Raw genomic sequence first — 22,537 nt, 5'->3', positions numbered from 1 at the left:
TCGCTCCGACTGCTCGGGTATTGGATAAGAGAATAGAGGACGAAAAAGATGAGTCATGTTACTTCGATAGGATCGACTGGATTGAGGGCAGTGATTTATTGCCGTGTGTCATCCGTCAGGCAAACAAAAGATGGATCTGGGCTGGCGACTCAAGAGCAACGTTGCAGAGAATATGCTGACTCGGTCGGCTTGGATGTCACCAAGGTCTTCAGAGATGATATGACAGGCTCTGGCGACTTCATGAAGAGACCAGGCATGAGAGAGTTACTGTCATTTGTTGGTCGGTCGTCCAAGTGCAAGTATGTCGTCATTTTTGACGACCTCAAGAGATTTGCACGAGATACCGTTCATCACTTGACGCTGCGCGACACACTCATGTCGCATGGAGCTATGGTCAAGTGCCTGAACCATACCTTTGATGATTCTCCGGAAGGGCGTTTTCTTGAAACGATTTTGGCTGCCCAAGGTCAGCTGGAAAGGGAGCAGCTTGGGCGTCAAACCAACCAAAAAATGCGCGCACGGCTGATGGGCGGATATTGGGTGTTCAAAGCCGCGATCGGTTACAAATATGTTCGGGATCAAAAGGGCGGTGGCAAGGTGTTGGTTCGCGACGAGCCCTTGGCAAGCATTATGCAGACCGCGTTGAAAGGCTATGCATCAGGTCGCTTCGCCACACCAGCTGACGTCAAATGTTTTTTGGAGTCTGAACCAGAGTTTCCCAAAGACCTGAAAGGCGAAAGCGTACGTTTTGAAACGGTAGATCGCCTTCTGAGGAGAGTACTGTACTCAGGGCACCTCGAGCACAAAGAATGGGGGATATCGCTGCGCAAAGGGCACCATCCAGCGCTGATCACATTGGATGAATTTGAAATGATTCAGCAGAAGCTCGATGGAAAGAAGCGAGGCTTCACACGCATAGATGAACACCCGGACTTCCCACTAAGGGGCTTGGTGGCATGTAACGACTGTGAGCAACCCATGACGGGCTCATGGTCACGAGGAAGCACGAAGCGTTTCGCCTACTATCGCTGCCAGACGAAGGGCTGCGTCCGTTCCGGAAAATCTATCAGGGCAGAGCTTGTTGAGGCTGACATGGCGAATCTGTTGATGCAAATCTCGCCCTCACCGGAAACTCTAAGCGTTGCTAACGCCATGCTCAGTGATGTGGTGGCAAATCAAGAAAATGAAGTTGAGCGAACAAAGAAGGCTACGGAAAAACGTCTGCGTGAAATCGACCAAGCCGTAGATGCTCTTGTTGATCGCATCGCTGCAACCAAAGAGCCTCGGCTTATAGACACTTATGAAAGCAGGGTGCTCGACTTGGAGCGCAAGAGGACAATTCTCACCGACAAGCTGCAGACTTTGGTGGGGCGCGAACAAAGTCAGTCCGAAAGTATCGAACTCGCGCTAACGCTCCTTTCAAATCCTTGTAAAATATACAAAAAAGGCGATCACCGAGTAAGGCGGCTTGTAGCAAAATTAGCTTTTGAGCGACCTGTTCCGTACTCCAAGGAATCGGGCTATCGAACGCCCGATCTGTCCTTTCCTTTCAAAGCCTTAGAGGACTTTAAGCTGGGAAAAAACAAATTGGTGCCCCCACACGGACTCGAACCGCGGACCTACTGATTACAAATCAGTTGCTCTACCAGCTGAGCTATAGGGGCGCCCGCGCTCTCTTATGCCGACTCGCGGTGCTTGATCAAGGCCCAACTCTCAACGATTTGCTCGCGCCAGCAACCCGACGGCCAATAGCCCCACGAGGATCACCAGCATCGCCGCCGGGGCGGCTTCGCCCAGGGCTTCGAGCGAGGCCTGCTCATGCACGCGCGTCGCCAGCGTGTCGTAGTTGAACGGGCGCAGCAGCAGCGTGGCGGGCAGTTCCTTGACGCAGTCGACAAAGACCAGCAACAGCGCCGAGGCGACCGAGGCGCGCATCAAGGGGTAGTAGATGTCGACCAGCACCTGCCCTTGGTTGCGGCCCAATGACCGGGCTGCCGAGGCAAGGTTGGGGGACACACGCCCCATCGCCGCATCCGCCGCGCCCTGCGCGATGGCGAAGAAGCGCACGCAATAGGACAGGACCAGCGCAAAGGCCGTGCCCGTCAGGATCAGGCCCGGGTCCCAGCCGGTCAGGCCCCAGATCCCGTCCGCCACGAAATTGTCGATCGCGGCGAGCGGGATCAGGATGCCGACGCCCAGCACCGCGCCCGGCGCCGCGTAGCCGATGGTCGTCACCGGCAGCAAAAGGCGCGGCAAGCGCCGCCCGGACAGGCGCACGCCATAGACAAGGAACACGCCCGCCAGCACCGTGATCACCGCCGCGATGCCGCCGACCGACAGCGTATGCCACACGGCCAGCCACAGTTCGGGATCGGTCCAGTTCTCGGCATTTTCGACCGCATGGCCAAAGATCACCCCGGCGGGCAGGACGAAGCCCATGGCAAAGGGCAGGGCGCAGGCCAGCGTCGCCAGCCACGCCGCAGGGCCGCTCAGCGGCTTGCGCGGGACGGGGCGGTGGCGGGTCGACAGGTTGAAGAAGCGCATCTTGCGGCGAGAGACCTTCTCCATCAGCACGAGGAAGATCACGAGGAACAACACGACCGACGCGATCTGCGCCGCGCCGCCCGCGTTGTTCGCCTCGAGCCAGGTCGAGAAGATCCCGGTCGTCAGGGTCTGCACGGCGAAATAATCGACGGTGCCGAAATCGTTGACGCTTTCCATCATGACGATGGCGACACCGGCGGCGATGGCGGGGCGGGCCAGCGGCAGGCCGACACGCCAGAACCGGGCAAAGGCGCCGCTGCCCAGCGACTGGGCGACCTCTTCGGAGGCGGCGGATTGTTCGCGAAAGGCCGCGCGGGTCAGCAGATAGACATAGGGGAACATCGCCGCCGCCAGCACGAGGATCGCCGCGCCCATGGACCGGATTTGCGGGAACCAGTAGTCGCGGCTGCTTTCCCAGCCGAAGATGCCGCGCAGCGCGGTCTGGACCGGCCCGGCATATTCGAGGAAATCCACCAGCGCATAGGCGCCCACATAGGCCGGAATCGCCAATGGCAGCAGCAACAGCCATTCGAGCGCGCGCCGCCCCGGGAAATCGTAGCGCGACACCAGCCAAGCCGCCCCGGTCCCGACCATCGCCGACAACAGACCCACGCCGCACATCAGGATGAGCGTGTTCCAGAGATATCGCGGAAGGGTGGTCGAGATCAGGTGGGGCCAGATATTCTCGCGCGGGAACAGGGCGATGCCCAACACCGACAGGATCGGCGCCACGACGATCACCGCGATCACGACCGCGCCGACCGACCAGCGGCTCGGCCAGCGCCGGTGTTGTCCCTGCATGCCTGTCTCTGCCTGCGCCATGCCGCCCAATCCGCTGTTTCCCTTTGTTCAAATCCGGTTATAGTGCGCGCCCGAGCCAACAAAAACCCCGGAACGCCCGATCCATGCAGGTCATCCTACATACCGGTCTTCACTGCACGGATGAGGACCGCATCCTGAAATGTCTGTTGCGCAATTCCGAAGCCTGGCGGCATGACGGCGTTTCGGTCCCCGGGCCCAGCACCTATCGCCAGCTTCTGACCGACTCGATCAATCGCATCGGCGCGGCGCAACCCGCGCCCGACGTACGCGAGATCCTGCTGGACGCGATCCTGACAGAGGACCCGGCCCAGATCGACCGGCTTGTGCTGTCGAACGACAATTTCTTTTGCGTGCCCAAGCTGATGTTTTCCGGCGGGCGCGTCTATCGCAAGGCCGAGGCGCGGCTGGCCACCTTTGCCCGCATCTTCGCACAGGACGATGTGGAACTGTTCATGGGGCTGCGCGACCCCGCCAGCTTTTTGCCCGCCGCCTTTGCCGCCACGCCGCATACGGATTTCCTTGATTTCCTGTCCGGGGTCGAGCCGATGCACCTGCGCTGGTCCGACCTGATCCGACGCATTCGCGCCGATGTGCCGCAGATGCCGATCACCGTCTGGTGCAACGAGGACACGCCGCTGATCTGGGGGCAGGTCATCCGCGAAATGGCCGGGATCGAGATCACCCGCAAGATCACCGGCGCGTTCGATGTCTTCGCCTCGATCATCTCGCGCGAGGGGATGAAGCGGTTCCGCGCCTTCCTCAAGGAAAACCCAACGATCAACGAGATGCAGAAGCGCCGCGTGATGTCGGCCTTCCTCGACAAATACGCGCTCGACGAGGCGATCGAAGAGGAACTGGACCTACCGGGATGGGATGCGGCCTATGTCGACATGCTGTCGGAACTCTACGAGGACGACATGTACGAGATCAGCCGCATCCCCGGCGTCACGGTGATCGCGCCCTAGATCGCCAGCCGGATCACCCATGCGACCACGCCCAGCACCACCACGCTGGCCAGCCACAGCCCGATGAACCAAGCCCATTTGCGCAGCAGCGGGGGCATCAATGATAGCCCTCGTTCGGGTCCATCTTGCCCCGGAACACCCAGTAGGCATAGGCCGTGTAGGCAAGGATGATCGGGATCAGGATCACCGCGCCGACCAGTGCAAAGGCAAGGCTGCTCTCGGGGGCGGCTGCCTGCCATATGGTCAGCGACGGTGGCACCATCATCGGGTAGAAGCTGATGCCCAGCCCGATGAAGCCTACGACGAAGAATCCCAGCGCCGCCAGCATCGGCGTCACATCCGACCCGCGCGCCAGTCCCGTGAAGAACACCCAGACCAGCGCCAGCATCACCACCGGCACGATCATCGTCCACAGGCTGCCGGGCAGGCTGAACCAGCGTTGGAAATAGACCGGGTCCTGAAAGGGCGTCAGCAGGCTGACCAGACCGATCAGGACCAATGTCGCGATGCCCAGAAGCCGTGCATAGCCGCGCATCTGCATGTTCAGCGCGTCCTCGATCTTGAGCACCAGCCAGCAGGCGCCCAACAAGGCATAGCCCACGACCACCGCCACGCCAGTCAGCACCGAGAACGGGGTCAGCCAGTCGAACCAGCCGCCCGCATAGGCGCGGCCCTCGATTTCGATCCCCTGCACCAGCGCCCCCAGCGCGATGCCTTGGCACAGCGCCGCAAGGAACGATCCGCCGAAGAACGCCGCATCCCAGACCCGCTTCCAGCGTTTGGTGCGCCAGCGGTACTCGAAGGAGACGCCCCGGAACACCAGCGCAAGCAGCATCAGCGTGATCGGCATGTAAAGCGCGGGCATCACCACCGCATAGGCCAGCGGGAACACCGCGAACAGGCCGCCGCCGCCCAGTACCAGCCATGTCTCGTTGCCATCCCAGACCGGCGCGACCGAGTTCATCATCAGATCGCGGTCGCCTTCGGTCTTGGCGAAGGGAAACAGGATGCCGATGCCAAGGTCGAACCCGTCGAGAACGACGTAGACCAACACCGCAAAGGCGATCAGCCCGGCCCAGATGAAAGCCAGATCAAGTGCCATGGCGGCTCTCCTTCGATGGGCCGTGGGTTTGCAGGGCAGGGGTGATGCCAGCGGTCCGGATCGGGCCGTCCGCCAGACCGATCGTTAGGGCGCCGGGACGCTTGTTCATCATCCGCGCGATGTAATAGGTGCCCGCGCCGAAGACGAAGAAATAGACCACGATGAAGGCGATCAACGAGGTCGCCACGGCCGGGGCATCCACCGGGGCAAGGCTGTCCGAGGTGCGCAACAGGCCGTAGACGGTAAAGGGCTGGCGGCCGACCTCGGTCGTCACCCAGCCTGCCAGCACCGCGACGAACCCGGCAGGCCCCATGGCCAGCGCCGCCCGGTGCAGCAGCGGGCTGTCATAAAGCCGTCCGCGCCAGCGGGCCCACAGGCTCCAGACGCCCAGACCCAGCATGGCAAAGCCGAGCGCGATCATGATACGAAAGCTCCAGAACACGATGGCGACGGGGGGCTCGTCGTCGTCGGAGATGGTATCGAGACCGTCCAGCGGTGCGTTCAGGTCGTGCTTGAGGATCAGCGAACTGAGCTTGGGGATTTCCACCGCGTAATCGATGCGCTTCTCGGCGGCGTTGGGGATCCCGAAAAGGATCAGCGGCGCGCCGTCGGGGTGGCTGTCGTAATGGCCTTCCATGGCCATGACCTTGGCGGGTTGGTGTTCCAGCGTGTTCAGCCCGTGCGCGTCGCCCGCGAAAATCTGCAAGGGCGTGACCAGCGCCGCCATCCACATCGCCATCGAGAACATCCGCCGCGCCTCGGGATCGGCGCGGTTGCGCAGCAGGTGCAGCGCGCCGACGGCCCCCACCACCAGCGCGGTCGTCAGGTAGGCCGCCAGCACCATGTGCACCAGCCGGTAGGGGAAGGACGGGTTGAAGACGATGGCCCACCAGTCCTCGGGCACGAATTGCCCGTCCGCGTTTACCGAATAGCCCGCGGGGGTCTGCATCCAGCTGTTCACGCTCAGAATCCACGTGGCGGACATCAGCGTGCCAAGCGCGACCATGACCGTCGCGAACATGTGCAGACGCTCGCCCACGCGGGCGCGTCCGAACAGCATGATGCCAAGGAAGCCCGCTTCGAGGAAAAAGGCCGACAGCACCTCGTAGGCCATCAGCGGCCCGACCACCGGCCCGGCCCTGTCGGAAAACACCGACCAGTTGGTGCCGAACTGGTAGGACATGACGATGCCCGACACGACCCCCATGCCGAAGGCGACGGCAAAGATCTTTTTCCAGTATTGGAACAACGTCAGATAGGTCTCGTCCCGGGTCTTCAGCCACAGCCCGTTCAGCACCGCGAGGTAGCTGGCCAACCCGATCGAGAAGGCAGGAAAGATGATGTGGAACGAGACGGTGAACGCGAACTGCATCCGGGCCAGCGTCTCGGCGGAAAAATCGGCAAGCATGACCAAACTCTTGAGATTGCTGGTTGGTACAAGTGTAGGCGCGACAGGTGCCGCGTCGAAACCTCTGCGCGCATTGCGACTCTATGGCACGCGTGCGCTCTGCGTTGCGAAGCGTGGCAGTTTCGGGCATGATGCCCGCAAAGGCAGTTTGGCCATCAGACGGGACAACCCGCAAGGTCAGGACAAGAGACAGGTGTGATGAGAACAGCAGGGATGATCTTGGCGCTGGCGGCATTGGCCGCCTGCGGGGGCGGGGATCGAAACGCACGCTATTACGGCACATCGGGCGCAACGCTGCGCACGGCCCCGGTGATCGATACGTTCCAGACCTCGGGCCCGATCTATGCGGCCTGTCTGCGCTCGGGCCGCAAGGCGGCGAATACGCGCCTGTGCGGCTGCGTGCAGGGTGTGGCCTCCGGCACGCTCAGTGGCGGCGAACAGCAGAAGGCGGCGAGCTTTTACGCCGATCCGCACCGGGCGCAGGAAGTCCGGCAATCCGACAACCCCGCCAACGAGGCGTTCTGGCAGCGCTACAAAGGCTACGCCGCGCAGGCCGAACAGATCTGCCGAGGGTTGTAACGGACGGCTTGACCACGACGGGCCGATTGCGGAACATCCCGGCGCCGGGTGGGGATATATCATGCTCAAGGGAGTGTCATTGCGCGGCCTCGAAGTGTTCGAGGCGCTGGCTGCAACCGGGTCGGTTGCGGGCGCATCGCAGGCGACGGGTTTGAGCCTGCCTGCGGTCAGCCAGCAGATGCGCAACCTCGAAACGGCGCTGGGCGTCGAGCTTGTGGACCATGCCCGGCGGCCGATGGTGCTGACTCCGGCGGGGCGCAGCTTTCTCACGCGGACGCGGGCGGTGCTGGGCCAGCTCCGGCTGGCGCAGGACGAACTGAGCGTGATGGAGCTTGGCCACCTGCCGGAATTGAGTCTCGGCATGATCGACGATTTCGACAACGACCTGACGCCGCGTCTCGTGACGATGCTTGCAGACAGCATGGCCGGGTGCCGGTTCCGGCTGATCACCGCGCCCAGCCACGAGATCAAGGCCGAGGTCGTGGCCCAGCGGCTGCATGTCGGCGTGGCGGGGTCGTCGGGCGAAGTCATGGACGGCGTCGTGGAACACCCGCTGGTTCTGGAACCCTACATTCTGGTCTGCGGGCGCGGCAAGGCGGCCGAATTGGGCGGTGCAGAGGCGGTCATGCACGCGCTGCCCTTTCTGCGCTATGACCGGGCGCAACTGATCGGGCGGCAGGTCGAGGCGCAGCTGAAGCGGCTGGGGCTCGACTTTCCGGACAGGTTCGAGATCGGGTCGCACCTGTCCCTGATGACGCTGGTGGCGCGCGGGGCGGGATGGACGCTGACGACCCCCATGGGATACATGCGCGCCGTCCGCCAGCACGGCGCACTCGAGGCGCACCCGCTGCCTTTTGCCCCTTTCGCGCGCACGGTGTCGCTGTTTGCCGGGGCGGATTGGGGCGGGACGGTGCCGCGCGACATGGCGCGGACCTTGCGCCACCTGATCGGCGAAACCGTGATCGCCCCGGCGCTGGAGGTGCTGCCATGGCTCGACGGAGAGTTGCGCATCCTCGACACGTGATGCCTGCCCCCGCATAGGCGGTGGCCGGCCGTCAGCCCATCAGCCCGTCAATCCGCCAGTGGCAGGAAGGCCCGCAGGGAGGCCTCGAATTCGCGCGGCTTGTCGGCATGCAGCCAATGGCCCGCGCCGGGGATCTTTGCAAAACGCGCCTTGGGAAAGTATCGCCGGATGGTGTCGCGGTGCTCCGGCAGGACATAGTCGCTGTCGGCCCCGGACAGGAACAGGGTCGGACCGTCAAACTGGCCGTCCAGATCGGGAAAGGACAGGATCTTGTCCATGTCGCGCGTCAGGGTGTCGAGATTGTATTTCCAGCGTCGGCCGGCGACGTCCAGCGACTGGGTGAAGAAGCTTTGCAGCGCCTTGTCCTCGACATGGCGCGCCAGTTGTTCGACCGCGTCCGACCGGCGCGTGACCTGCGACAGGTCGACAGACCGCATGGCGTCGATGAATTGCATCTGGCTGTGGCCATAGCTGACCGGCGCGATATCGGCCACGACCAGCCGGTTGACCCGTTCGGGGTGGGTGATCGCCAGCGCCATCGCCGCCTTGCCGCCCATCGAGTGGCCCACCACGTCGGCCCGACCGCCATGGGTTTCGATCACCTCGGCGAGATCGGAGGCCATGTCCAGGTAGCTGTGCGTCTCCGTCTGCGGGCTGTCACCATGGTTGCGCATATCCGGCGTCAGGACATGGCGGTGATCCGCCATCCGCTTGGCGATCACGCCCCAGTTGCGCCCCGACCCGAACAGGCCATGGGCGATCAGCAGAGGCAGGGCATCCAGCGAGCCGGTCTCGATCACGTTCAGCATGGCTCAATCCACCATGGGTTGGCCGTGAATCCGCAGAAACAGGCTTTCCTCGTCATCGTTGCGAAAGAAGGGCACGCTGTCGGGCGGCGTGTCATCCTGCGCCCGCGCAGCGACCTCGGCCAGCACCACCTCCGTGATGAAGGGCAGGTCGAAATTGCGCACCTCGTCGACGGCGATCCATTGCAGGTGGCTCAACTCGTCCGTGGCGGCGGCGAAATCGTCCGGGTCGGACACCAGCGCCTCGGCATCGAGCATGAAGAAGCGCGCGTCGAAGCGGCGCGGACGCCCCGGCGGGGTGATGGCGCGGAACACGAATTGCAACGCATCGGCGGCGGGGCGGTGGCCCGTGCCCGCGAAGCTCAGCCAGTCTTCGGGGATGTTGCCCGGCCACGGGGCGGGCACGCCGAGGATCTGGCCCGTTTCCTCCCACAACTCGCGCACGGCGGCAGCGGCCAGCGCGCGGGCCAGCGCCGGTTCGGCGTCCTCCGACAGCCTCGCAGCGCAGAGCGGTGGCAGCGGACGGGCCAGCGGCACATGCGCGTCGGCGGCATCGACCGCGCCGCCGGGAAAGACGAACTTGTTCGGCATGAAGGCGGCCTTTGCCCCGCGCTGGCCCATCAGGACCCTCGGGCGGGTATGGCGGTCGCGCAGCACGATCACGGTGGCGGCGTGGCGGATGGCGGTCTTGTCCACCGGTCTGGTCGTGTCGGTCATGCGCTCTCCTCGTCAGGCCGAAGAGGAAAATCCATGCATGCCGCGCGCCCACTGGAACGCCACGATCACTCCCTTCAGCCGGGGCAATAGATAAAGCGACAAGGCGACACAGCCAACCGCGAAAGTGGTGAACAGGATCAATGGCTCCGGGCGGAACGTGGTGAAGACCGTCAGCAGCAGCGGCGCCATGATGTGGCCGACGATCAGGATCGTCAGGTAGGCCGGGCCGTCATCAGCGCGGTGGTGGTGGAACGGCTCGCGACAGACGGGGCAGTGATCGCGCACCTTGAGATAGCCACGCAGCAATGGACCGGAGCCGCAATTCGGGCATTTCCGGCGCCAGCCCTTCAGGACGGCGGGCCAGGTTTCACGGTCTTCGGTGGTTTCGGCGCTGCACATGCTAATACTCGGCTCCTGTCGCGGTCCGACGAAGATGGTGCAGGACCACGGCTGACGGAAGGGTACAGAATGTCCTTGCGTCCGTCTGTCACATGGCTCGGACCGCGGTGCCGGTCGGGGCAAGGCGCTTCGAAGCGCCTTGGGCCAAGCGCCTTCGAAGGCGCTTGGAACGCAAATTCGAATTTGCGTGGATCAAGGCCTTTCGAAAGGCCTTGGACGCCGGATCGTCTTTTTTCGCAAAAGACCGACGGAACCCGCCCGCTGCTGCGTGGAAGCTTTCATGAGACGCCTAGGAAACAGGCGGCTTGGTTGAAACGCAAGTAGGAAGGACCTTGCAGATGAAACGAGTGGTATACATGACTTCGGGTCTCGTGGCGCTGGCGCTCGCTGTTGGCGGCGTGGCGCATGCGCATGGCATGAAGGGCGGCGAGGGTGCGCGCGGGGCGGGACCGGCCATGCTGATCCAGCAAGCCGACCTGAACGGCGACGGCAAGGTCACCGCCGAGGAATTCTCGCAAGCGCGCACCGCGCGGTTTGCCGAGGCTGACGCCGATGGCGACGGCTTCCTGTCGTCCGATGAACTGGCGGCCGCAGCCGACAAGATGCGCGCCGATGCGCAGGCCGCGCGCCGGCAGGCGATGCTCGACCGGTTGGATGCGGACGAGGACGGCAAGCTGAGCATCGAGGAAATGGCCGCAGCAGGTCCGCAGCCGCAGATGTACGACCGTATGCTCGAGCGGTTCGACACCGACAAGGACGGCGCGATTTCCACCGAGGAACTGGAGACCGCCCAAGCGGGCATGGGCCAGCGCCGGATGGGCGGACGGGATGGTCACGGGATGCGTGGTCACGGCGATCACGGGCGCGGCGGCGAGGGCCATGGTCCGTGGTGGCTTCAGGGCAACTGAGCCCGGGGACACGCTGTCGGGGCGTTCTGCGGGACGCCCCGGCGATTGCAGGGCGGCGCCAAAGCGGGTAGCGCCGGGACATGAGCCAAGATGCCATATGATGCCATGAGCGATATCGCCGACGAGGACCTGCTTGCGGCCTATGCACGCGGCGACGCGCAGGCGGCGCGTGCGCTGACCGCGCGCCTCGGGCCGCGTGTCTTTGCGCATGCCATGCGCATGCTCGGCGGCGATCGGGCCGAGGCCGAGGACGTGACGCAAGAGGCGCTCCTGCGGCTTTGGCGCGCGGCACCGGACTGGCGCATGGGCGAGGCGCGGGTGACGACGTGGCTGTACCGTGTGACCGCCAACCTGTGCATCGACCGGATGCGCCGCCGCCGCGCGGGCCCGGCGCTCGACGCCATACCGGAGCCGGAGGACGGCGCGCCGTCGGTCGCGGCGGCGATGATGGCCCGGGCGCGGGCCGACGCCTTGCAAGCGGCGTTGATGACCTTGCCGGACCGGCAGCGCGAAGCGGTGATCCTGCGCCATATCGAGGGGCTTTCGAACCCCGAGATCGCCGAGATCATGGATCTCGGCGTGCGCGCCGTGGAATCCCTGACCGCGCGGGGCAAGCGCGGATTGGAGGCGGCCCTGTCGGGGCGCAAGGCAGAACTGGGGTTGGAAGATGACTGATCGCAAGGACGAGACCGGACTGGACGCACTGTTCGCCGCTGCGCGCGACGAGGCTCCGATGCCCTCGGGCGACTTCATGATGCGGCTGCAGGCGCAGGCCCTGGCCGAAATGCCGCAAGCCGGAGCGCGCGCGGCCGAGCCCGGGTTCTTCGCGCAACTGCGCGAGGCGCTGGGCGGCTGGAAGGGGGCGTCGGGGCTTGCGGCGGCGTCGCTTGTCGGCCTGTGGCTGGGCATCAGCCCGCCTGCGGCGGTCAGCGAGTATTGGCCCGGCGCATCGCAGGTGAGCCTTGGGGAAATCGGGCTGGACCCGGCCAGCGGTTATGATCTGGCATGGATCGAAGGATAGGGACATGAGCGAAAAGACGGGTATGCGGGGATGGGTGAAAGCGGTGCTGGTCGGCTCGCTGGCGCTGAACCTGTTGGTGGCGGGGCTGGCGGTGGGGGCGTTCCTGCACGGACCCCCGGGCCACCCGCCGCGCGACCGCGACCCGGCGCTGCCCTTCACCCGTGCCTTCGACGAGGACCAGCGGCGCGACCTGCGCCGCGCGCTGCATGCGGAATTCCGGCAACGGCGCGAGGATGGCTCGGGCCTGATCGAGGACTACCAGCAGGCTTTGACCGTCCTGCGCGCCGAACCTTTCGATCCCGAGGCGCTGCGCGCCGCGCTTGAAGCACAGGGCGCGCGGGCCGATATGCGCCGCGTGCGGGGGCAGGCGATCCTTGCACAGATGCTTGGCGACATGTCCCCCGAGGCGCGTCGCGCCTATGCGGACCGGCTGGAACATGAATTGCAGGACATTCTTGACCGGCGCGAACGCTGGTCCGGGCAGCGCGATTGACCGCAAAGGGCCCCGGCGATCGACCGGGGCCTTGTCGTTCATGGGTCAGGTGCGCGAGGCGTGCCGGGCCTCCGGCCCGATATGGGCCTCGGGCTGGATTGGCGCGGGCCTGCGGCGCGGCAGGGCGGTGACGCGATCGGCGATGACCAGCGTGTTGCGGCCCTTGTCCTTGGCGGCGTATAGCGCGCGGTCGGCCCGTTCGATCAGGTCCAGCGGCCCCGCTTGATCGCCCGGGCGCCCGATGGCGACGCCGATGGACAGGGTCACGGTCAGCGCGCGCCCGTCCGGCAGGGTCACCGGCTGCTGGGCCATGACCTGACACAGACGCTCGGCGGTGGCGCGGGCGGCGGGCAGGTCGGTGTCTGGCATCGCCACCAGAAACTCCTCACCGCCCCAGCGCGAGATCAGGTCGGCGGCGCGCAGATTGTCGCGCAGGCGTTCCGCCAAGGCGACCAGAACCGCATCCCCCGCACCGTGTCCGTAGCGGTCATTGACCTGCTTGAAGTGATCCAAGTCCGCCACCAGAAGCGTGTAGGGACGGCGCTGTTCAGCGGCGCGCTCGGCGAGCTTGCGGATATGCGGCATCGCGTAGCGACGGTTGTAGAGCCCGGTCAGCGGGTCGGCGACGGCGGCGCGCAGCCCGTCGCGCAGATTGGCGCGCAGCCGGTCGTTGGTGCGCTTGCGGGCGATCTGCTTCTTCAGGCGGATGGCCAGTTCGGTCAGGTCGGGCCCGCTGCCAAGCAGGTCATTGGCGCCCATGTCCAGCGCGCTGGCAGCCTCGCGGCGCTGGTGGGATTGGGCGACGTAGACGATCGCGGCCTGCCGGGTCAGGGACGAGGCCCGCATCTGCGGCAAAAGCATCAGCCCCTCGCCACGGCTGTCGGGCCCTTCGGCGATGACGACCACGTCGGGTGCCGGGGTGCGTTCGCGCAGCGCATCCTCGGCATCGACGAGTTCGATCCGGTGGTCGAGACGGTCGCGCAGCCCGTGCAGCAGGGCTTCGGGGTCGGTCAGGTTGCCGGTGGTGATCAGGTTCACCGTCGCGGGCTGGGTGAAGGCGTTGGTCTCTTCCTCGAAGCCAAGCCCCAGCGCGCGGCGGGTGTCGTCGCGCAATTGCAGTTCGGCCTCGGCGTCGCGGGCACGCAGCAGCGAGCGCAGCCGCGCCAGCATCACCAGATCGTCGATCGGACGCACCAGCACGTCATCGGCCCCGGCGCTGAGCGAGGCGAGCCGTTCATGGGCATCCTCCTCGCCATGGATGATGACGATGGGCGTGCGGGCATTGGCAGGATCGCGCTGAATGGCCGCGCAGAGCGCGCGACCGGACATGTCGGGCAGGTCCGAAGAGGTCATCACGAGATCGGGCTTGGCCTTGCGGATCATCGCGATTGCGGCGTGACCCGAGGCGGCCTGAACCACCTCGTAGAAGGCGGCAGACAGCTTCACCCGGAGAATGATGCGGTTCGTGGGCACCGCATCCACCACAAGAATCCGACCTGTCATCGTGTTTTAACCCCGCTGGCAGCACCATGTCGGGTGCTTGCACTTCGTCTGGGTCTCAGATTTGATGAAGATTGGTTAAGAAACCCTTTCGGGATTGTGGCAGAATGACAATTTCACAGGATCGTGCTGAAACGATCGGGATACAGGCCGTTGCTTGGTTGGCGGCGAATGACGAGCTTTTTCAGGTGTTTACCGGGGCGACTGGCGCGTCGGAAGCGGATTTTCGCGCATCCGTCAGCGACCCGGATTTTCAGGGATCGGTGCTGGATTTCCTGATGATGGATGACGCTTGGGTTGTGGCGTTTTGCGACGCACAAGGTCTGGGATATGACATGGTCATGATGGCGCGTCAGGCGCTGCCCGGCGGCGGGCAGGTGCATTGGACATGACGCGCAGATTCGACGGGCTTGTGTTCGACAAGGACGGCACCCTGTTTGCCTTCGGACCGACTTGGGAGGTCTGGGCGCAAGAGGTGCTGGCGCAGCTGTCGCGGGGGGATGGGGCACTGGCCGCACGGTTGGGTGCGGCGATCGGCTTTGATCTGGGCGCGGGACGGTTCGCCCCGGACAGCCCGGTGATCGCCGGCACGAATGCGCAGATCGCCGCCTTGCTCGCAGACGAATTGCCGGGCCGAAGCGCGGGCGAAATCGAACTGTACCTTGTTACGTCCGCGGCATCCGCCCCGCTGGCAGAGGCTGTGCCTCTTGCGCCGTTTCTGGCGATGCTGGCGGCGCAGGATCTGGCACTGGGAGTCATGACCAACGATTCCGAGCAGTCGGCGCGCGCGCAACTGGGCCGGGTCGGTGTGCTGGGCATGTTCGATTTCGTGGCCGGAGCGGACAGTGGCTTCGGGGCAAAGCCGCTGCCGGGGCCGCTTTTGGCGTTTGCCGAGGCGCTGGGGCTGGAGCCGGAGCGCGTGGTGATGGTGGGGGACAGCACGCATGACCTGCATGCGGGGCGCGCGGCGGGGATGGCCACGGTGGGTGTGCTGACCGGCATGGCCGGTGCCGAGGAACTGCACGGGCTTGCCGACGTGATCCTGCCCGATATCGGCCATTTGCCCGCTTGGCTGGCGGAAAGCTGTTAAAAGGGGCGCTGACGCGCACAGGTTGTCTCGGCGGCCTCCCTTTGGTCGTTGCCTCGGGTGGGCGCTCGTGGCGCGGGAGCGGCATCGCGGCGGGCAGTGCGTTGTTTGAAAGCGACGGAATCCGTCGCGGACCGACAGGAAGACGGGCTGCGGGCGGCGTCAGGGTAGGGAAAAGCTGTTGAGGAGGCTTTCATGCCCGACGATTCCCTGACCCAGTCCCGCCGCCGCCGCCATGGGGGCCGTTCGGGCAACACCCGCCGGACCGGACCCGCGATCGAACAGATGCCATGGCGGTTGCCGGTGAACATGGACCGACCGACCGAACCTTTGGACGCCGAGGGCGTCGCGCGGATGCACAATGCCGCGATGCGGGTGCTGGAGGAGGTGGGGATCGAGTTCCTCCATCCCGATGCGGTCGAGATCCTGCGCAAGGCGGGGTGCCGCGTCGAGGGCGAGAACGTGCGCATGGACCGCGACATGGTCATGGAGTTGGTGGCACTTGCGCCGTCGGAATTCACCCTGACGCCGCGCAACCCTGACCGGACCCTGACCATCGGCGGCAACACGATCCTGTTTGGCAATGTCTCCTCGCCGCCGAATTACTGGGACATGGAGATCGGGCGCAAGGTCTCAGGCACGCGGGAGCAGTGTCGCAACCTGCTCAAGCTGACGCAGTATTTCAACTGCATCCATTTCGCCGGAGGATACCCGGTGGAGCCGGTGGATATTCACCCGTCCGTGCGCCATCTGGACGTGCTCTATGACAAGCTGACGCTGTGCGACAAGGTCGTGCATGCCTATTCGCTGGGCCCGGAGCGGGTCGAGGACGTGATGGAGATGGTGCGCATCGCAGGCGGGCTCAGCCATGACGCGTTCGAGGCGACGCCGCGCATGTATACCAACATCAACTCGACTTCGCCCTTGAAGCACGACTGGCCGATGCTGGACGGCTGGATGCGCCATGCGCGGCGCGGGCAGGTCTGTATCGTGACGCCCTTCACGCTGGCGGGCGCGATGGCACCGGTGACGATGGCGGGCGCAGTGGTGCAGTCCATCGCCGAGGGGCTGGCGGCGGTGGTGCTGGCGCAATTGGTGCGACCGGGGACGCCCTGCGTGATCGGGACCTTCACCTCGAACGTGGATATGAAGACCGGCGCACCGGCCTTTGGCACGCCGGAATACATGCGCGCGACGCAAATGACGGGCCAATTGGCGCGGTTCTACGGCTTGCCGATGCGGTCCTCGGGCGTGTGTGCGGCCAATGTGCCGGACGGGCAGGCGATGTGGGAGACCGAGCACAGCCTGTGGGCGGCGATCCAGTCGGGCACCAACATGGTTTACCATGCGGCGGGCTGGCTGGAGGGCGGGCTTATCGCGAGCCCCGAGAAATTCGTCATGGATTGCGAGGTGATCCAGCAGTTGCAACGCTACATGGAGCCGGAAATCTGGGATGTCTCGGACGCGGCGCTGGCGGTGGACACGATTGCCGAGGTTGGTCCGCACGGTCATTTCTTTGGCGTGCAGCACACGCAGGACCGATACGAGACGGCATTCTACCAGCCGTTCCTGAGCGACTGGAAGAACTACGAGGGTTGGGAAATCGCCGGCGGCGTCTGGACCGCCGAGCGCGCCCATGCGCGGTTCAAGGCGATCATCGACACGTTCGAGGCGCCCGCCCTGGACGAGGGTATCCGCGAGGAATTGGAGGCCTTTGTGGCCAAACGCAAGGAAGAGGGGGGCGCACCCACCGATTTCTGAGGCGGGGCCGGGGCACGACCCCGGCCTACGGGCTGTCCCGCCTGTCGGACCCACCGCAGGCTTGACCGGACCGCTCCTCTATTTCCGCACAATTGAAAGCTTTACCCGAAAATTAAGCGTCCGTGGGGCACAGTCCTTTCCGAAGAAGGAAGGTGAGTCGCATGCATGGGCTGATACTGCGAACCTTGCAGGTCTACGTACAGGATACCTACGGGTTGGACGCGTGGACGCGGATCGCCGACGAATCCCGGCTCGATCCGCACGACTTCGAGGCCATGCTCAATTATGACGAACAGATCTATTTCAACGTTCTGAACGGCGCGGAGATCATCCTGTCCAAACCCTCCGAGGCGTTTCTGGAGGATTGTGGCACCTACCTCGTCTCGCACCCCAATTCCGAGGGCTTGCGGCGGTTGTTGCGGTTTGGCGGCGTCGATTTCATCGAATTCCTGCACTCGCTCGACGATCTTCCGGACAGGGCGCGGTTGGTCGTCGCGGATCTGGAACTGCCGGACCTCGAGTTGCGCGACAGTTCAGGCGGCCAGTTCCAGTTGAAGGTCGCCCGGGGTTTGCCGGGCTTTGCACATGTGATGGTGGGGTTGCTGCGGTCGATGGCGGATGATTACGGGGCGCTGGCACTGCTGGATTACAGCAGCGGTCTGCGCGGCACACATTTGATCGACATTCAGGTGGTGGAAACCGCCTATAGCGAGGGACGGGACTTCGAACTGGCGGCCAGTGCCCGCAGCGGGGAGGGGGCATGAGCCAGTTTCCCGAGGAGATGCTCCATAACCTGTTGCCGATGCATGCCGTGCTCGACCATGAGGGGCGCATTCGCCAAGCTGGTCCGACCTTGCACAAGTTGAGCGAGGCGCGGCTCGAGGGGTCATTTTTCCTTGACGTGTTCGAAGTTTACCGGCCGCGGGCCATCACCGGCATGTCGGGCCTGTTGCAGGCGGAGGGGCGCAAGTTGCATATCCGCTTGCGCGGAGGCGTGCGCACGCCGCTCAAGGGGATTCTGGTGGCCGACGGGCAGAAGGGCGCGATCGTCAACCTGTCCTTCGGGATCAAGATGGTGGATGCGGTGCGCGACTACGCGTTGACCAGCACGGATTTCGCCCCGACGGATCTGGCGATCGAGATGCTCTACCTTGTGGAAGCGAAGTCCGCCGCCATGGAATCGTGGCGCAGCCTCAATACCCGGTTGCAAGGTGCCATGGTTGCCGCCGAGGAGCGTGCGTACACCGATACCCTGACCGGCCTGCGCAATCGGCGGGCCATGGATGCCGCGTTGGAGCGGCAGGTGCGCAGCGGGCAGCGATTTTCGGTCATGCATATCGACTTGGATTTCTTCAAGCAGGTCAACGACTCGATGGGGCACGCCGCAGGGGATCACGTGCTGCGCCAGACAGGCCGCGTCATGTTGGAGGAAACCCGCGGCGAGGACACGGTCGCGCGCATTGGTGGCGACGAATTTGTTATCATCTTCCCGAATCTCGTCTCGCGGCGGCGGCTGGCCGATCTGGCCATGCGCCTGATCGAGCGCATTGAGAAGCCGGTAGTCTTCGAAGGGCGCGAATGCCGGGTGTCGGCAAGCATCGGGGTCGCGATGTCGGACGGTGACACGGCCGATCCGGTGCTGTTGATCCAGCATGCCGACGAAGCGCTTTACGCGGCCAAGCGCGCAGGCCGCGCTCAATTCCGCTTCTATGAGCAGGCCAATCCGGGCGGTGCGCGATTGAATGCGGGTTTATGAAAAAATCTGTATCTGGGGGCTTGCACCCGTCGAATCTAAGTCGTAATACCCGCGCCACGGTTGGGGTGTAGCCAAGTGGTAAGGCAACGGTTTTTGGTACCGCGTACCGTAGGTTCGAATCCTACCACCCCAGCCAGTTTTCCTTCAAGGGTCGATATTGCGAGGATTTCGGGCACACGCCGAAATGCCGTTTCCCCAGTGCATCACATGGGTGCGCAACAGGGGTGTGATACTGACCGTCAGGATGGCGTCCGCATCTCCCGAACGGGGAGAAGGACCGATGCACGGCTTGAACCATGTACACCGAAGGGGCGCGATCTACGTCTGGCGCCGCCGCCTGCCGAAATCATTGGGCGAAAACAGATATTTGCAGGTGAGTCTGCGGACGAACAACTTTTTTTCAGCAAATCGTCTTGCAGCGCTTGTAAATGAGAAGTTCGTGGCATTCTTACCGTGGGTGAAAAACGAGCGCATCTCCATCGCGGAGGCTCAGCGGTTCCTCTCGGCCGAGGTGGCCAGTGCCTTGCGGCAGATTGAGGAGGACCGTTTCCTTGAGCCCGACGCGACGTCACCGGATCAGTGGCGCACCAGGTACTTCAATGAGAGGTGCCGGTCGGTCGCTTTGCGCATCGTTGCCAGCCGCCGCTCCGGTGCCTGTCTTTTGGACGAAGACCGCCAAGAGCTCATGAACGAAGGGTTCACGGAAGGCCACCTGTTGCAGGTGTGTCGGGAGATCGAGATCCTTGTCCGGGAATTGGATACGGAAGACTTCGAACTCAAGACCCGTGCCGTAGCATCGGCAGTTTTCCTTCGTGATGACCTGTCCGCCCATGATCTGCGTGCGGCCAAGTCACTACGTCTTCAGGCCCAGGCCATCGCTCTCGAGGAAACCGACCGGCGCAAGACGACTGGTCCCTTTTTGGCCCTTAACGAAGAGGCGTGTGTCTCGGGCTGGATGACGCAGCAGGCGACAACCAGCGCGGTGCCGGCTCCAGTTCCCGACGTTGTAGCTGATGCCGAGGTTCCTATCGCCAATGCGTTTGACGTGGGCAAGTCCGAGGACGCTCCTAGGGAAGCGCAGAAGGAGGAGCGGAAGGATGACATCGCCGGTCTTGTCAAGGAGCACCTGAACGCCTTGGACAAGCAAGTCCGATCTGAAGCCGAGAGGAACAAGATTGCGAAAGATGTGCGCCAGCGACGTTCTGTGCTTCGGCATTTCCTCCAAGCGATTTCTTCGCGGAATCTGCTTGATCTCACCCAAACAGATCTCGCGAAATATGACGAGATTATGGACACTATCCCAATAGAGCATGGCAAGAGTCCGGAAGACCGTCAGCGCACGGTGCATGAACTGGTCGAGCGGGGCGAAGATCTTCCAGAAGAGGAGGTCGGATTGTCTTGGCGAACCAAGAACAGAAATTGGGGGATCGTTAAAAGCTTCCTTAAGTTTGCACGCGTAAAGCATGGCATCGTGCCTGTAGCAACGTTGTTCTTCGAAGATCTTTACGCAAAAGTTGACGAAGGAGAGGCCAATGTCCGCCTCGCTTTCACCAAAGAGGATGTGGAAGGGCTTAGCCAGCACCCCGTGTGGCGCAACGGACATTGTCCCGAACGAGATCAGGACGGCTGCCGTTTCGAGAGGTTCGGCCTATACTGGATGCCGATCATCGCAGACTTGACCGGCATGCGGCGAGAAGAAATTGCCGGCATGCGTCTGGAAGACGTCGTCACCGATCACGCTATTCCGCATTTCGATGTACGACCGAATCAGAATCGTAGGCTGAAGAACAAGTCTTCCAAGAGGGTGGTTCCAATCCATATGGCATTGGTCAAGCTGGGCTTTTTCGAATACGTCGAAGGCTTGCGCTCCAAAGGAGAGAAGGACCTGTTTCCGGACTTGAAGCCAGCGCCGGGTGGGTCTTTCGGTGGGGTGTTCTACAAAGCCTGGAAGCGGGTGCTTGACGAGCAATTAGGTCCGGACTTAGTCGGCAAGGTTTTCCATTCGTTTCGCCATAGGTTCATCACCTTGCTGCGCACTGAGGCAAGTATACCGAAGGATATCGTCCAAGATATCGTTGGGCACAAGCACCCTGACGAAACCGATGGGACGTACTTTGACAAAGTGCAATTCCGCGACCAGATGCTCATCAGACTGAATCCGGCAGTCCAGTCTGTTCCGTCGGCACATTGGCTTGGGCCAGATGTTTCACTGTAAATTTGACTGATCTTTGGCGGAGAGACGATTAATCGCCCGTGCCAGAAGCCGCAACGAGAATCGTGGATGCTGCCAATTTTCCTCGATGAACCGGCGAGCAAAATCCTGCATCAGTTCGTCGTCAGGGCACAGTACATCCAGCGCTTTGAGATACTGGGCCTTGGTCATTGCAGGCACTTGGATGACCTCAAGTCGGCTGAGAAACGGTTGGGACAGCTGATCCAGTTCGTTTGCAGTAAAGATCCAATTCAGCCGTGACATGTCGCATACAAGGCCGCTGGCGGGGCAGCGCCAGCTGGTCGCCGAATGGGGGTCAAGCAGGGGCAGCAGCGCGTGGATCAGGCTCGTGGCTGTGCCGTTGCTGCTTTGAGCGCCGCCTGCGGCCTTGTCGAGCTCGTTGATGATCATCAACGGATTTGCACAGCGCTGCTCTGCAATGAACCTAAGCGGTTCCCCGATCCGGCTACTGGACCAGCCGGCTTCGAGCCCCGCGACGCGAAATGCCGCGGAGCCTGCCGAACCATCCATCTCGTGCGAGGGAACGCCAGCGGCGTCGGAGATCAGGCTTGCGAGCATCGATTTACCGGTTCCACCGGGGCCATGCAGTAGGATCGGGGGAAATCCCAGACCCTCGCCGACGTGGGCCTTTGCCAAATGCCAGATGCGCTCCAGTTGAGCATCCATCCAGGGCGCCCGTGCATAAACGTCGGCGATCATGACGTCGATGTCATGCGCAGTTCGAGGCCCAGCCAATACAAGCGGACCCTCACCGCCTTCGAGCTGATCGACCCAATCATGGCGATGTCGGCTTGACGCGACCTTGGCGATTTGGTCCGGGGCCACTTCTGCGTGGACCGTTTCGAGGATTTTAGCTTTCAGGGCATTCAACTGGTTCTTGGGCAGCCGCAGCGCGTCTGTCATGGCTTGTTCAATGATCGAGGTGCAGCGACGGCGGTTCACAGTTTCCTCGGTGAAAAACTTCACCACATCGGCCTCGAACTGCGCATATGAACTGCAAATCCCGATGCCGAGAGCCCGGATCCGATCATCGGTGGCCGAGGAGAGATCTAGGCTTAGATCGGCGCCGTCATCGTCATCGGGCCAGGTCAAGGTTACAAATTCGTCAAACTCCAGTCCAGCGGCCCCGAAGATCTCAATCAAATCATTGATTTTAGGTTGAAGCCATGTCTTCAGAGCGTCTGGCAAACGTTGGCGGACATGCCATTCTTCAGTCCGCGGCATGCGATACACCGTGTGATGAGTGTTCATTTCAATTGTGTGTGCGAAAACCGGAGATTTCGAGCCGTTCCGACCCATTTCGTTATTCCAATTCTGGTAGAAGAGCTTTTCACTGTTATCGGCCGACGGTCCTCGGCGAGCAGATGATCACGGACAACATTCGCGAGTTGCGATGCCGTTATATGGCCTTG

Annotated in this window: 23 protein-coding genes and 2 tRNA genes; 15 read left to right on the top strand and 10 right to left on the bottom strand. The window is 63.2% G+C overall.

The genetic code is table 11. The features are described from left to right. Positions 1 to 48 precede the first annotated feature (48 nt). A complete protein-coding gene (locus D8Z78_RS25375; protein ID WP_420824329.1) occupies positions 49 to 1,626 on the top strand; it encodes a recombinase family protein in 1,578 nt (525 codons plus the stop codon). Here D8Z78_RS25375 and D8Z78_RS18900 read toward each other — a convergent pair. After that, a tRNA-Thr gene (locus D8Z78_RS18900) sits at positions 1,589 to 1,664 on the bottom strand. The genes D8Z78_RS25375 and D8Z78_RS18900 overlap by 38 nt on opposite strands. Before the next feature lie 49 nt (positions 1,665 to 1,713). Then, a complete protein-coding gene (locus D8Z78_RS18895; protein ID WP_121632058.1) occupies positions 1,714 to 3,366 on the bottom strand; it encodes an ABC transporter permease in 1,653 nt (550 codons plus the stop codon). A gap of 83 nt (positions 3,367 to 3,449) precedes the next feature. On the opposite strand from D8Z78_RS18895, the gene D8Z78_RS18890 reads away from it, so the two are divergent. Further along, complete coding sequence (locus D8Z78_RS18890) at positions 3,450 to 4,331, top strand: hypothetical protein (protein ID WP_121632060.1); 882 nt, start codon at positions 3,450 to 3,452, stop codon at positions 4,329 to 4,331. Here D8Z78_RS18890 and D8Z78_RS18885 read toward each other — a convergent pair. From D8Z78_RS18885 to D8Z78_RS18875, 3 genes are read right to left on the bottom strand one after another with little or no spacing between them, the layout of a single operon-like run. Beyond that, positions 4,328 to 4,429: a DUF2474 family protein gene (locus tag D8Z78_RS18885; protein WP_121632061.1), complete on the bottom strand. Its 102-nt coding sequence runs from the start codon at positions 4,427 to 4,429 to the stop codon at positions 4,328 to 4,330. The two genes, D8Z78_RS18890 and D8Z78_RS18885, sit on opposite strands and share 4 nt — an antisense overlap. Beyond that, a complete protein-coding gene (gene cydB / locus D8Z78_RS18880; protein ID WP_121632063.1) occupies positions 4,429 to 5,433 on the bottom strand; it encodes a cytochrome d ubiquinol oxidase subunit II in 1,005 nt (334 codons plus the stop codon). The genes D8Z78_RS18885 and cydB overlap by 1 nt, the downstream gene beginning before the upstream one ends. Continuing rightward, on the bottom strand, positions 5,423 to 6,841 hold the full coding sequence (locus D8Z78_RS18875; protein WP_121632065.1) for a cytochrome ubiquinol oxidase subunit I: 1,419 nt from the start codon (positions 6,839 to 6,841) through the stop codon (positions 5,423 to 5,425). The genes cydB and D8Z78_RS18875 overlap by 11 nt, the downstream gene beginning before the upstream one ends. Before the next feature lie 198 nt (positions 6,842 to 7,039). On the opposite strand from D8Z78_RS18875, the gene D8Z78_RS18870 reads away from it, so the two are divergent. Both D8Z78_RS18870 and D8Z78_RS18865 read left to right on the top strand, forming a co-directional pair. Continuing rightward, on the top strand, positions 7,040 to 7,420 hold the full coding sequence (locus D8Z78_RS18870; protein WP_121632067.1) for an arginine transporter: 381 nt from the start codon (positions 7,040 to 7,042) through the stop codon (positions 7,418 to 7,420). 58 nt (positions 7,421 to 7,478) lie between these two features. After that, positions 7,479 to 8,444 (top strand): LysR family transcriptional regulator, encoded by a 966-nt coding sequence (locus D8Z78_RS18865; protein ID WP_121632120.1) that lies wholly within the window; start codon positions 7,479 to 7,481, stop codon positions 8,442 to 8,444. Between the two features lie 47 nt (positions 8,445 to 8,491). On the opposite strand, the gene D8Z78_RS18860 is transcribed toward D8Z78_RS18865, so the two are convergent. From D8Z78_RS18860 to D8Z78_RS18850, 3 genes are read right to left on the bottom strand one after another with little or no spacing between them, the layout of a single operon-like run. Beyond that, the gene (locus D8Z78_RS18860; RefSeq protein WP_121632069.1) at positions 8,492 to 9,253 is read right to left on the bottom strand and encodes an alpha/beta fold hydrolase; all 762 of its coding nucleotides are present in this window, start codon (positions 9,251 to 9,253) and stop codon (positions 8,492 to 8,494) included. Positions 9,254 to 9,256: 3 nt separating this feature from the next. Continuing rightward, positions 9,257 to 9,967, bottom strand: a complete 711-nt coding sequence (locus tag D8Z78_RS18855) for an NUDIX hydrolase (protein ID WP_121632070.1) — start codon at positions 9,965 to 9,967, stop codon at positions 9,257 to 9,259. A 12-nt stretch (positions 9,968 to 9,979) separates the two neighbouring features. After that, positions 9,980 to 10,366, bottom strand: a complete 387-nt coding sequence (locus D8Z78_RS18850) for a DUF983 domain-containing protein (protein WP_121632072.1) — start codon at positions 10,364 to 10,366, stop codon at positions 9,980 to 9,982. A gap of 338 nt (positions 10,367 to 10,704) precedes the next feature. Between D8Z78_RS18850 and D8Z78_RS18845 the strand changes: the two genes are divergently transcribed. From D8Z78_RS18845 to D8Z78_RS18830, 4 genes are all read left to right on the top strand, one after another. Next, positions 10,705 to 11,274 carry an EF-hand domain-containing protein gene (locus D8Z78_RS18845; protein WP_240672186.1) on the top strand — a complete coding sequence of 190 codons (570 nt, stop codon included), beginning with the start codon at positions 10,705 to 10,707 and terminating at the stop codon, positions 11,272 to 11,274. Positions 11,275 to 11,379: 105 nt separating this feature from the next. Next, positions 11,380 to 11,949, top strand: a complete 570-nt coding sequence (locus D8Z78_RS18840) for an RNA polymerase sigma factor (RefSeq protein WP_240672185.1) — start codon at positions 11,380 to 11,382, stop codon at positions 11,947 to 11,949. Next, positions 11,942 to 12,295: a hypothetical protein gene (locus D8Z78_RS18835; RefSeq protein ID WP_121632075.1), complete on the top strand. Its 354-nt coding sequence runs from the start codon at positions 11,942 to 11,944 to the stop codon at positions 12,293 to 12,295. Before D8Z78_RS18840 ends, D8Z78_RS18835 begins: the two co-directional genes overlap by 8 nt. A 4-nt stretch (positions 12,296 to 12,299) precedes the next feature. After that, positions 12,300 to 12,788: a periplasmic heavy metal sensor gene (locus tag D8Z78_RS18830; protein WP_164933012.1), complete on the top strand. Its 489-nt coding sequence runs from the start codon at positions 12,300 to 12,302 to the stop codon at positions 12,786 to 12,788. Positions 12,789 to 12,833: 45 nt separating this feature from the next. Here D8Z78_RS18830 and D8Z78_RS18825 read toward each other — a convergent pair whose 3' ends face one another. Beyond that, complete coding sequence (locus D8Z78_RS18825; protein WP_121632085.1) at positions 12,834 to 14,291, bottom strand: diguanylate cyclase; 1,458 nt, start codon at positions 14,289 to 14,291, stop codon at positions 12,834 to 12,836. Between the two features lie 104 nt (positions 14,292 to 14,395). Between D8Z78_RS18825 and D8Z78_RS18820 the strand changes: the two genes are divergently transcribed. The 7 genes from D8Z78_RS18820 (at position 14,396) to D8Z78_RS18790 (ending at position 21,107) form a co-directional block, all read left to right on the top strand. After that, positions 14,396 to 14,680, top strand: coding sequence for a DUF3572 domain-containing protein (locus D8Z78_RS18820; protein ID WP_121632087.1), 285 nt, complete (start codon positions 14,396 to 14,398; stop codon positions 14,678 to 14,680). Further along, entirely contained in the window at positions 14,677 to 15,378 is a 702-nt protein-coding gene (locus D8Z78_RS18815) for an HAD family hydrolase (protein WP_121632089.1), read from the top strand. Before D8Z78_RS18820 ends, D8Z78_RS18815 begins: the two co-directional genes overlap by 4 nt. A gap of 192 nt (positions 15,379 to 15,570) precedes the next feature. Further along, positions 15,571 to 17,136, top strand: coding sequence for a trimethylamine methyltransferase family protein (locus D8Z78_RS18810; protein WP_121632090.1), 1,566 nt, complete (start codon positions 15,571 to 15,573; stop codon positions 17,134 to 17,136). Positions 17,137 to 17,297: 161 nt separating this feature from the next. After that, a complete protein-coding gene (locus tag D8Z78_RS18805; RefSeq protein WP_121632092.1) occupies positions 17,298 to 17,900 on the top strand; it encodes a heme NO-binding domain-containing protein in 603 nt (200 codons plus the stop codon). Beyond that, positions 17,897 to 18,892: a GGDEF domain-containing protein gene (locus D8Z78_RS18800; protein ID WP_121632094.1), complete on the top strand. Its 996-nt coding sequence runs from the start codon at positions 17,897 to 17,899 to the stop codon at positions 18,890 to 18,892. The genes D8Z78_RS18805 and D8Z78_RS18800 overlap by 4 nt, the downstream gene beginning before the upstream one ends. Positions 18,893 to 18,953: 61 nt before the next feature. Continuing rightward, positions 18,954 to 19,028 (top strand) — tRNA-Gln (locus D8Z78_RS18795). Positions 19,029 to 19,172: 144 nt separating this feature from the next. After that, positions 19,173 to 21,107 (top strand): site-specific integrase, encoded by a 1,935-nt coding sequence (locus D8Z78_RS18790; RefSeq protein ID WP_164933011.1) that lies wholly within the window; start codon positions 19,173 to 19,175, stop codon positions 21,105 to 21,107. Here D8Z78_RS18790 and D8Z78_RS18785 read toward each other — a convergent pair. Then, positions 21,099 to 22,349, bottom strand: coding sequence for an AAA family ATPase (locus D8Z78_RS18785; RefSeq protein ID WP_164933010.1), 1,251 nt, complete (start codon positions 22,347 to 22,349; stop codon positions 21,099 to 21,101). The two genes, D8Z78_RS18790 and D8Z78_RS18785, sit on opposite strands and share 9 nt — an antisense overlap. Positions 22,350 to 22,537 lie beyond the last annotated feature (188 nt).

It is taken from the genome of Tropicibacter alexandrii, assembly GCF_003667315.2.
Taxonomy (GTDB): Bacteria; Pseudomonadota; Alphaproteobacteria; order Rhodobacterales; family Rhodobacteraceae; genus Tropicibacter; species Tropicibacter alexandrii.
This window is presented reverse-complemented; position numbering and strand designations above follow the sequence as displayed.

Excerpts from the sequence above, each read along its gene's own strand:
- D8Z78_RS25375 (WP_420824329.1), top strand. The coding sequence starts at position 49 with ATGAGTCATGTTACTTCGATAGGATCGACTGGATTGAGGGCAGTGATT.
- D8Z78_RS18895 (WP_121632058.1), bottom strand. The coding sequence starts at position 3,366 with ATGGCGCAGGCAGAGACAGGCATGCAGGGACAACACCGGCGCTGGCCG.
- D8Z78_RS18890 (WP_121632060.1), top strand. The coding sequence starts at position 3,450 with ATGCAGGTCATCCTACATACCGGTCTTCACTGCACGGATGAGGACCGC.
- D8Z78_RS18885 (WP_121632061.1), bottom strand. The coding sequence starts at position 4,429 with ATGCCCCCGCTGCTGCGCAAATGGGCTTGGTTCATCGGGCTGTGGCTG.
- cydB (WP_121632063.1), bottom strand. The coding sequence starts at position 5,433 with ATGGCACTTGATCTGGCTTTCATCTGGGCCGGGCTGATCGCCTTTGCG.
- D8Z78_RS18875 (WP_121632065.1), bottom strand. The coding sequence starts at position 6,841 with ATGCTTGCCGATTTTTCCGCCGAGACGCTGGCCCGGATGCAGTTCGCG.
- D8Z78_RS18870 (WP_121632067.1), top strand. The coding sequence starts at position 7,040 with ATGAGAACAGCAGGGATGATCTTGGCGCTGGCGGCATTGGCCGCCTGC.
- D8Z78_RS18860 (WP_121632069.1), bottom strand. The coding sequence starts at position 9,253 with ATGCTGAACGTGATCGAGACCGGCTCGCTGGATGCCCTGCCTCTGCTG.
- D8Z78_RS18855 (WP_121632070.1), bottom strand. The coding sequence starts at position 9,967 with ATGACCGACACGACCAGACCGGTGGACAAGACCGCCATCCGCCACGCC.
- D8Z78_RS18850 (WP_121632072.1), bottom strand. The coding sequence starts at position 10,366 with ATGTGCAGCGCCGAAACCACCGAAGACCGTGAAACCTGGCCCGCCGTC.
- D8Z78_RS18845 (WP_240672186.1), top strand. The coding sequence starts at position 10,705 with ATGAAACGAGTGGTATACATGACTTCGGGTCTCGTGGCGCTGGCGCTC.
- D8Z78_RS18840 (WP_240672185.1), top strand. The coding sequence starts at position 11,380 with ATGAGCGATATCGCCGACGAGGACCTGCTTGCGGCCTATGCACGCGGC.
- D8Z78_RS18835 (WP_121632075.1), top strand. The coding sequence starts at position 11,942 with ATGACTGATCGCAAGGACGAGACCGGACTGGACGCACTGTTCGCCGCT.
- D8Z78_RS18830 (WP_164933012.1), top strand. The coding sequence starts at position 12,300 with ATGAGCGAAAAGACGGGTATGCGGGGATGGGTGAAAGCGGTGCTGGTC.
- D8Z78_RS18825 (WP_121632085.1), bottom strand. The coding sequence starts at position 14,291 with ATGACAGGTCGGATTCTTGTGGTGGATGCGGTGCCCACGAACCGCATC.
- D8Z78_RS18820 (WP_121632087.1), top strand. The coding sequence starts at position 14,396 with ATGACAATTTCACAGGATCGTGCTGAAACGATCGGGATACAGGCCGTT.
- D8Z78_RS18815 (WP_121632089.1), top strand. The coding sequence starts at position 14,677 with ATGACGCGCAGATTCGACGGGCTTGTGTTCGACAAGGACGGCACCCTG.
- D8Z78_RS18810 (WP_121632090.1), top strand. The coding sequence starts at position 15,571 with ATGCCCGACGATTCCCTGACCCAGTCCCGCCGCCGCCGCCATGGGGGC.
- D8Z78_RS18805 (WP_121632092.1), top strand. The coding sequence starts at position 17,298 with ATGCATGGGCTGATACTGCGAACCTTGCAGGTCTACGTACAGGATACC.
- D8Z78_RS18800 (WP_121632094.1), top strand. The coding sequence starts at position 17,897 with ATGAGCCAGTTTCCCGAGGAGATGCTCCATAACCTGTTGCCGATGCAT.
- D8Z78_RS18790 (WP_164933011.1), top strand. The coding sequence starts at position 19,173 with ATGCACGGCTTGAACCATGTACACCGAAGGGGCGCGATCTACGTCTGG.
- D8Z78_RS18785 (WP_164933010.1), bottom strand. The coding sequence starts at position 22,349 with ATGCCGCGGACTGAAGAATGGCATGTCCGCCAACGTTTGCCAGACGCT.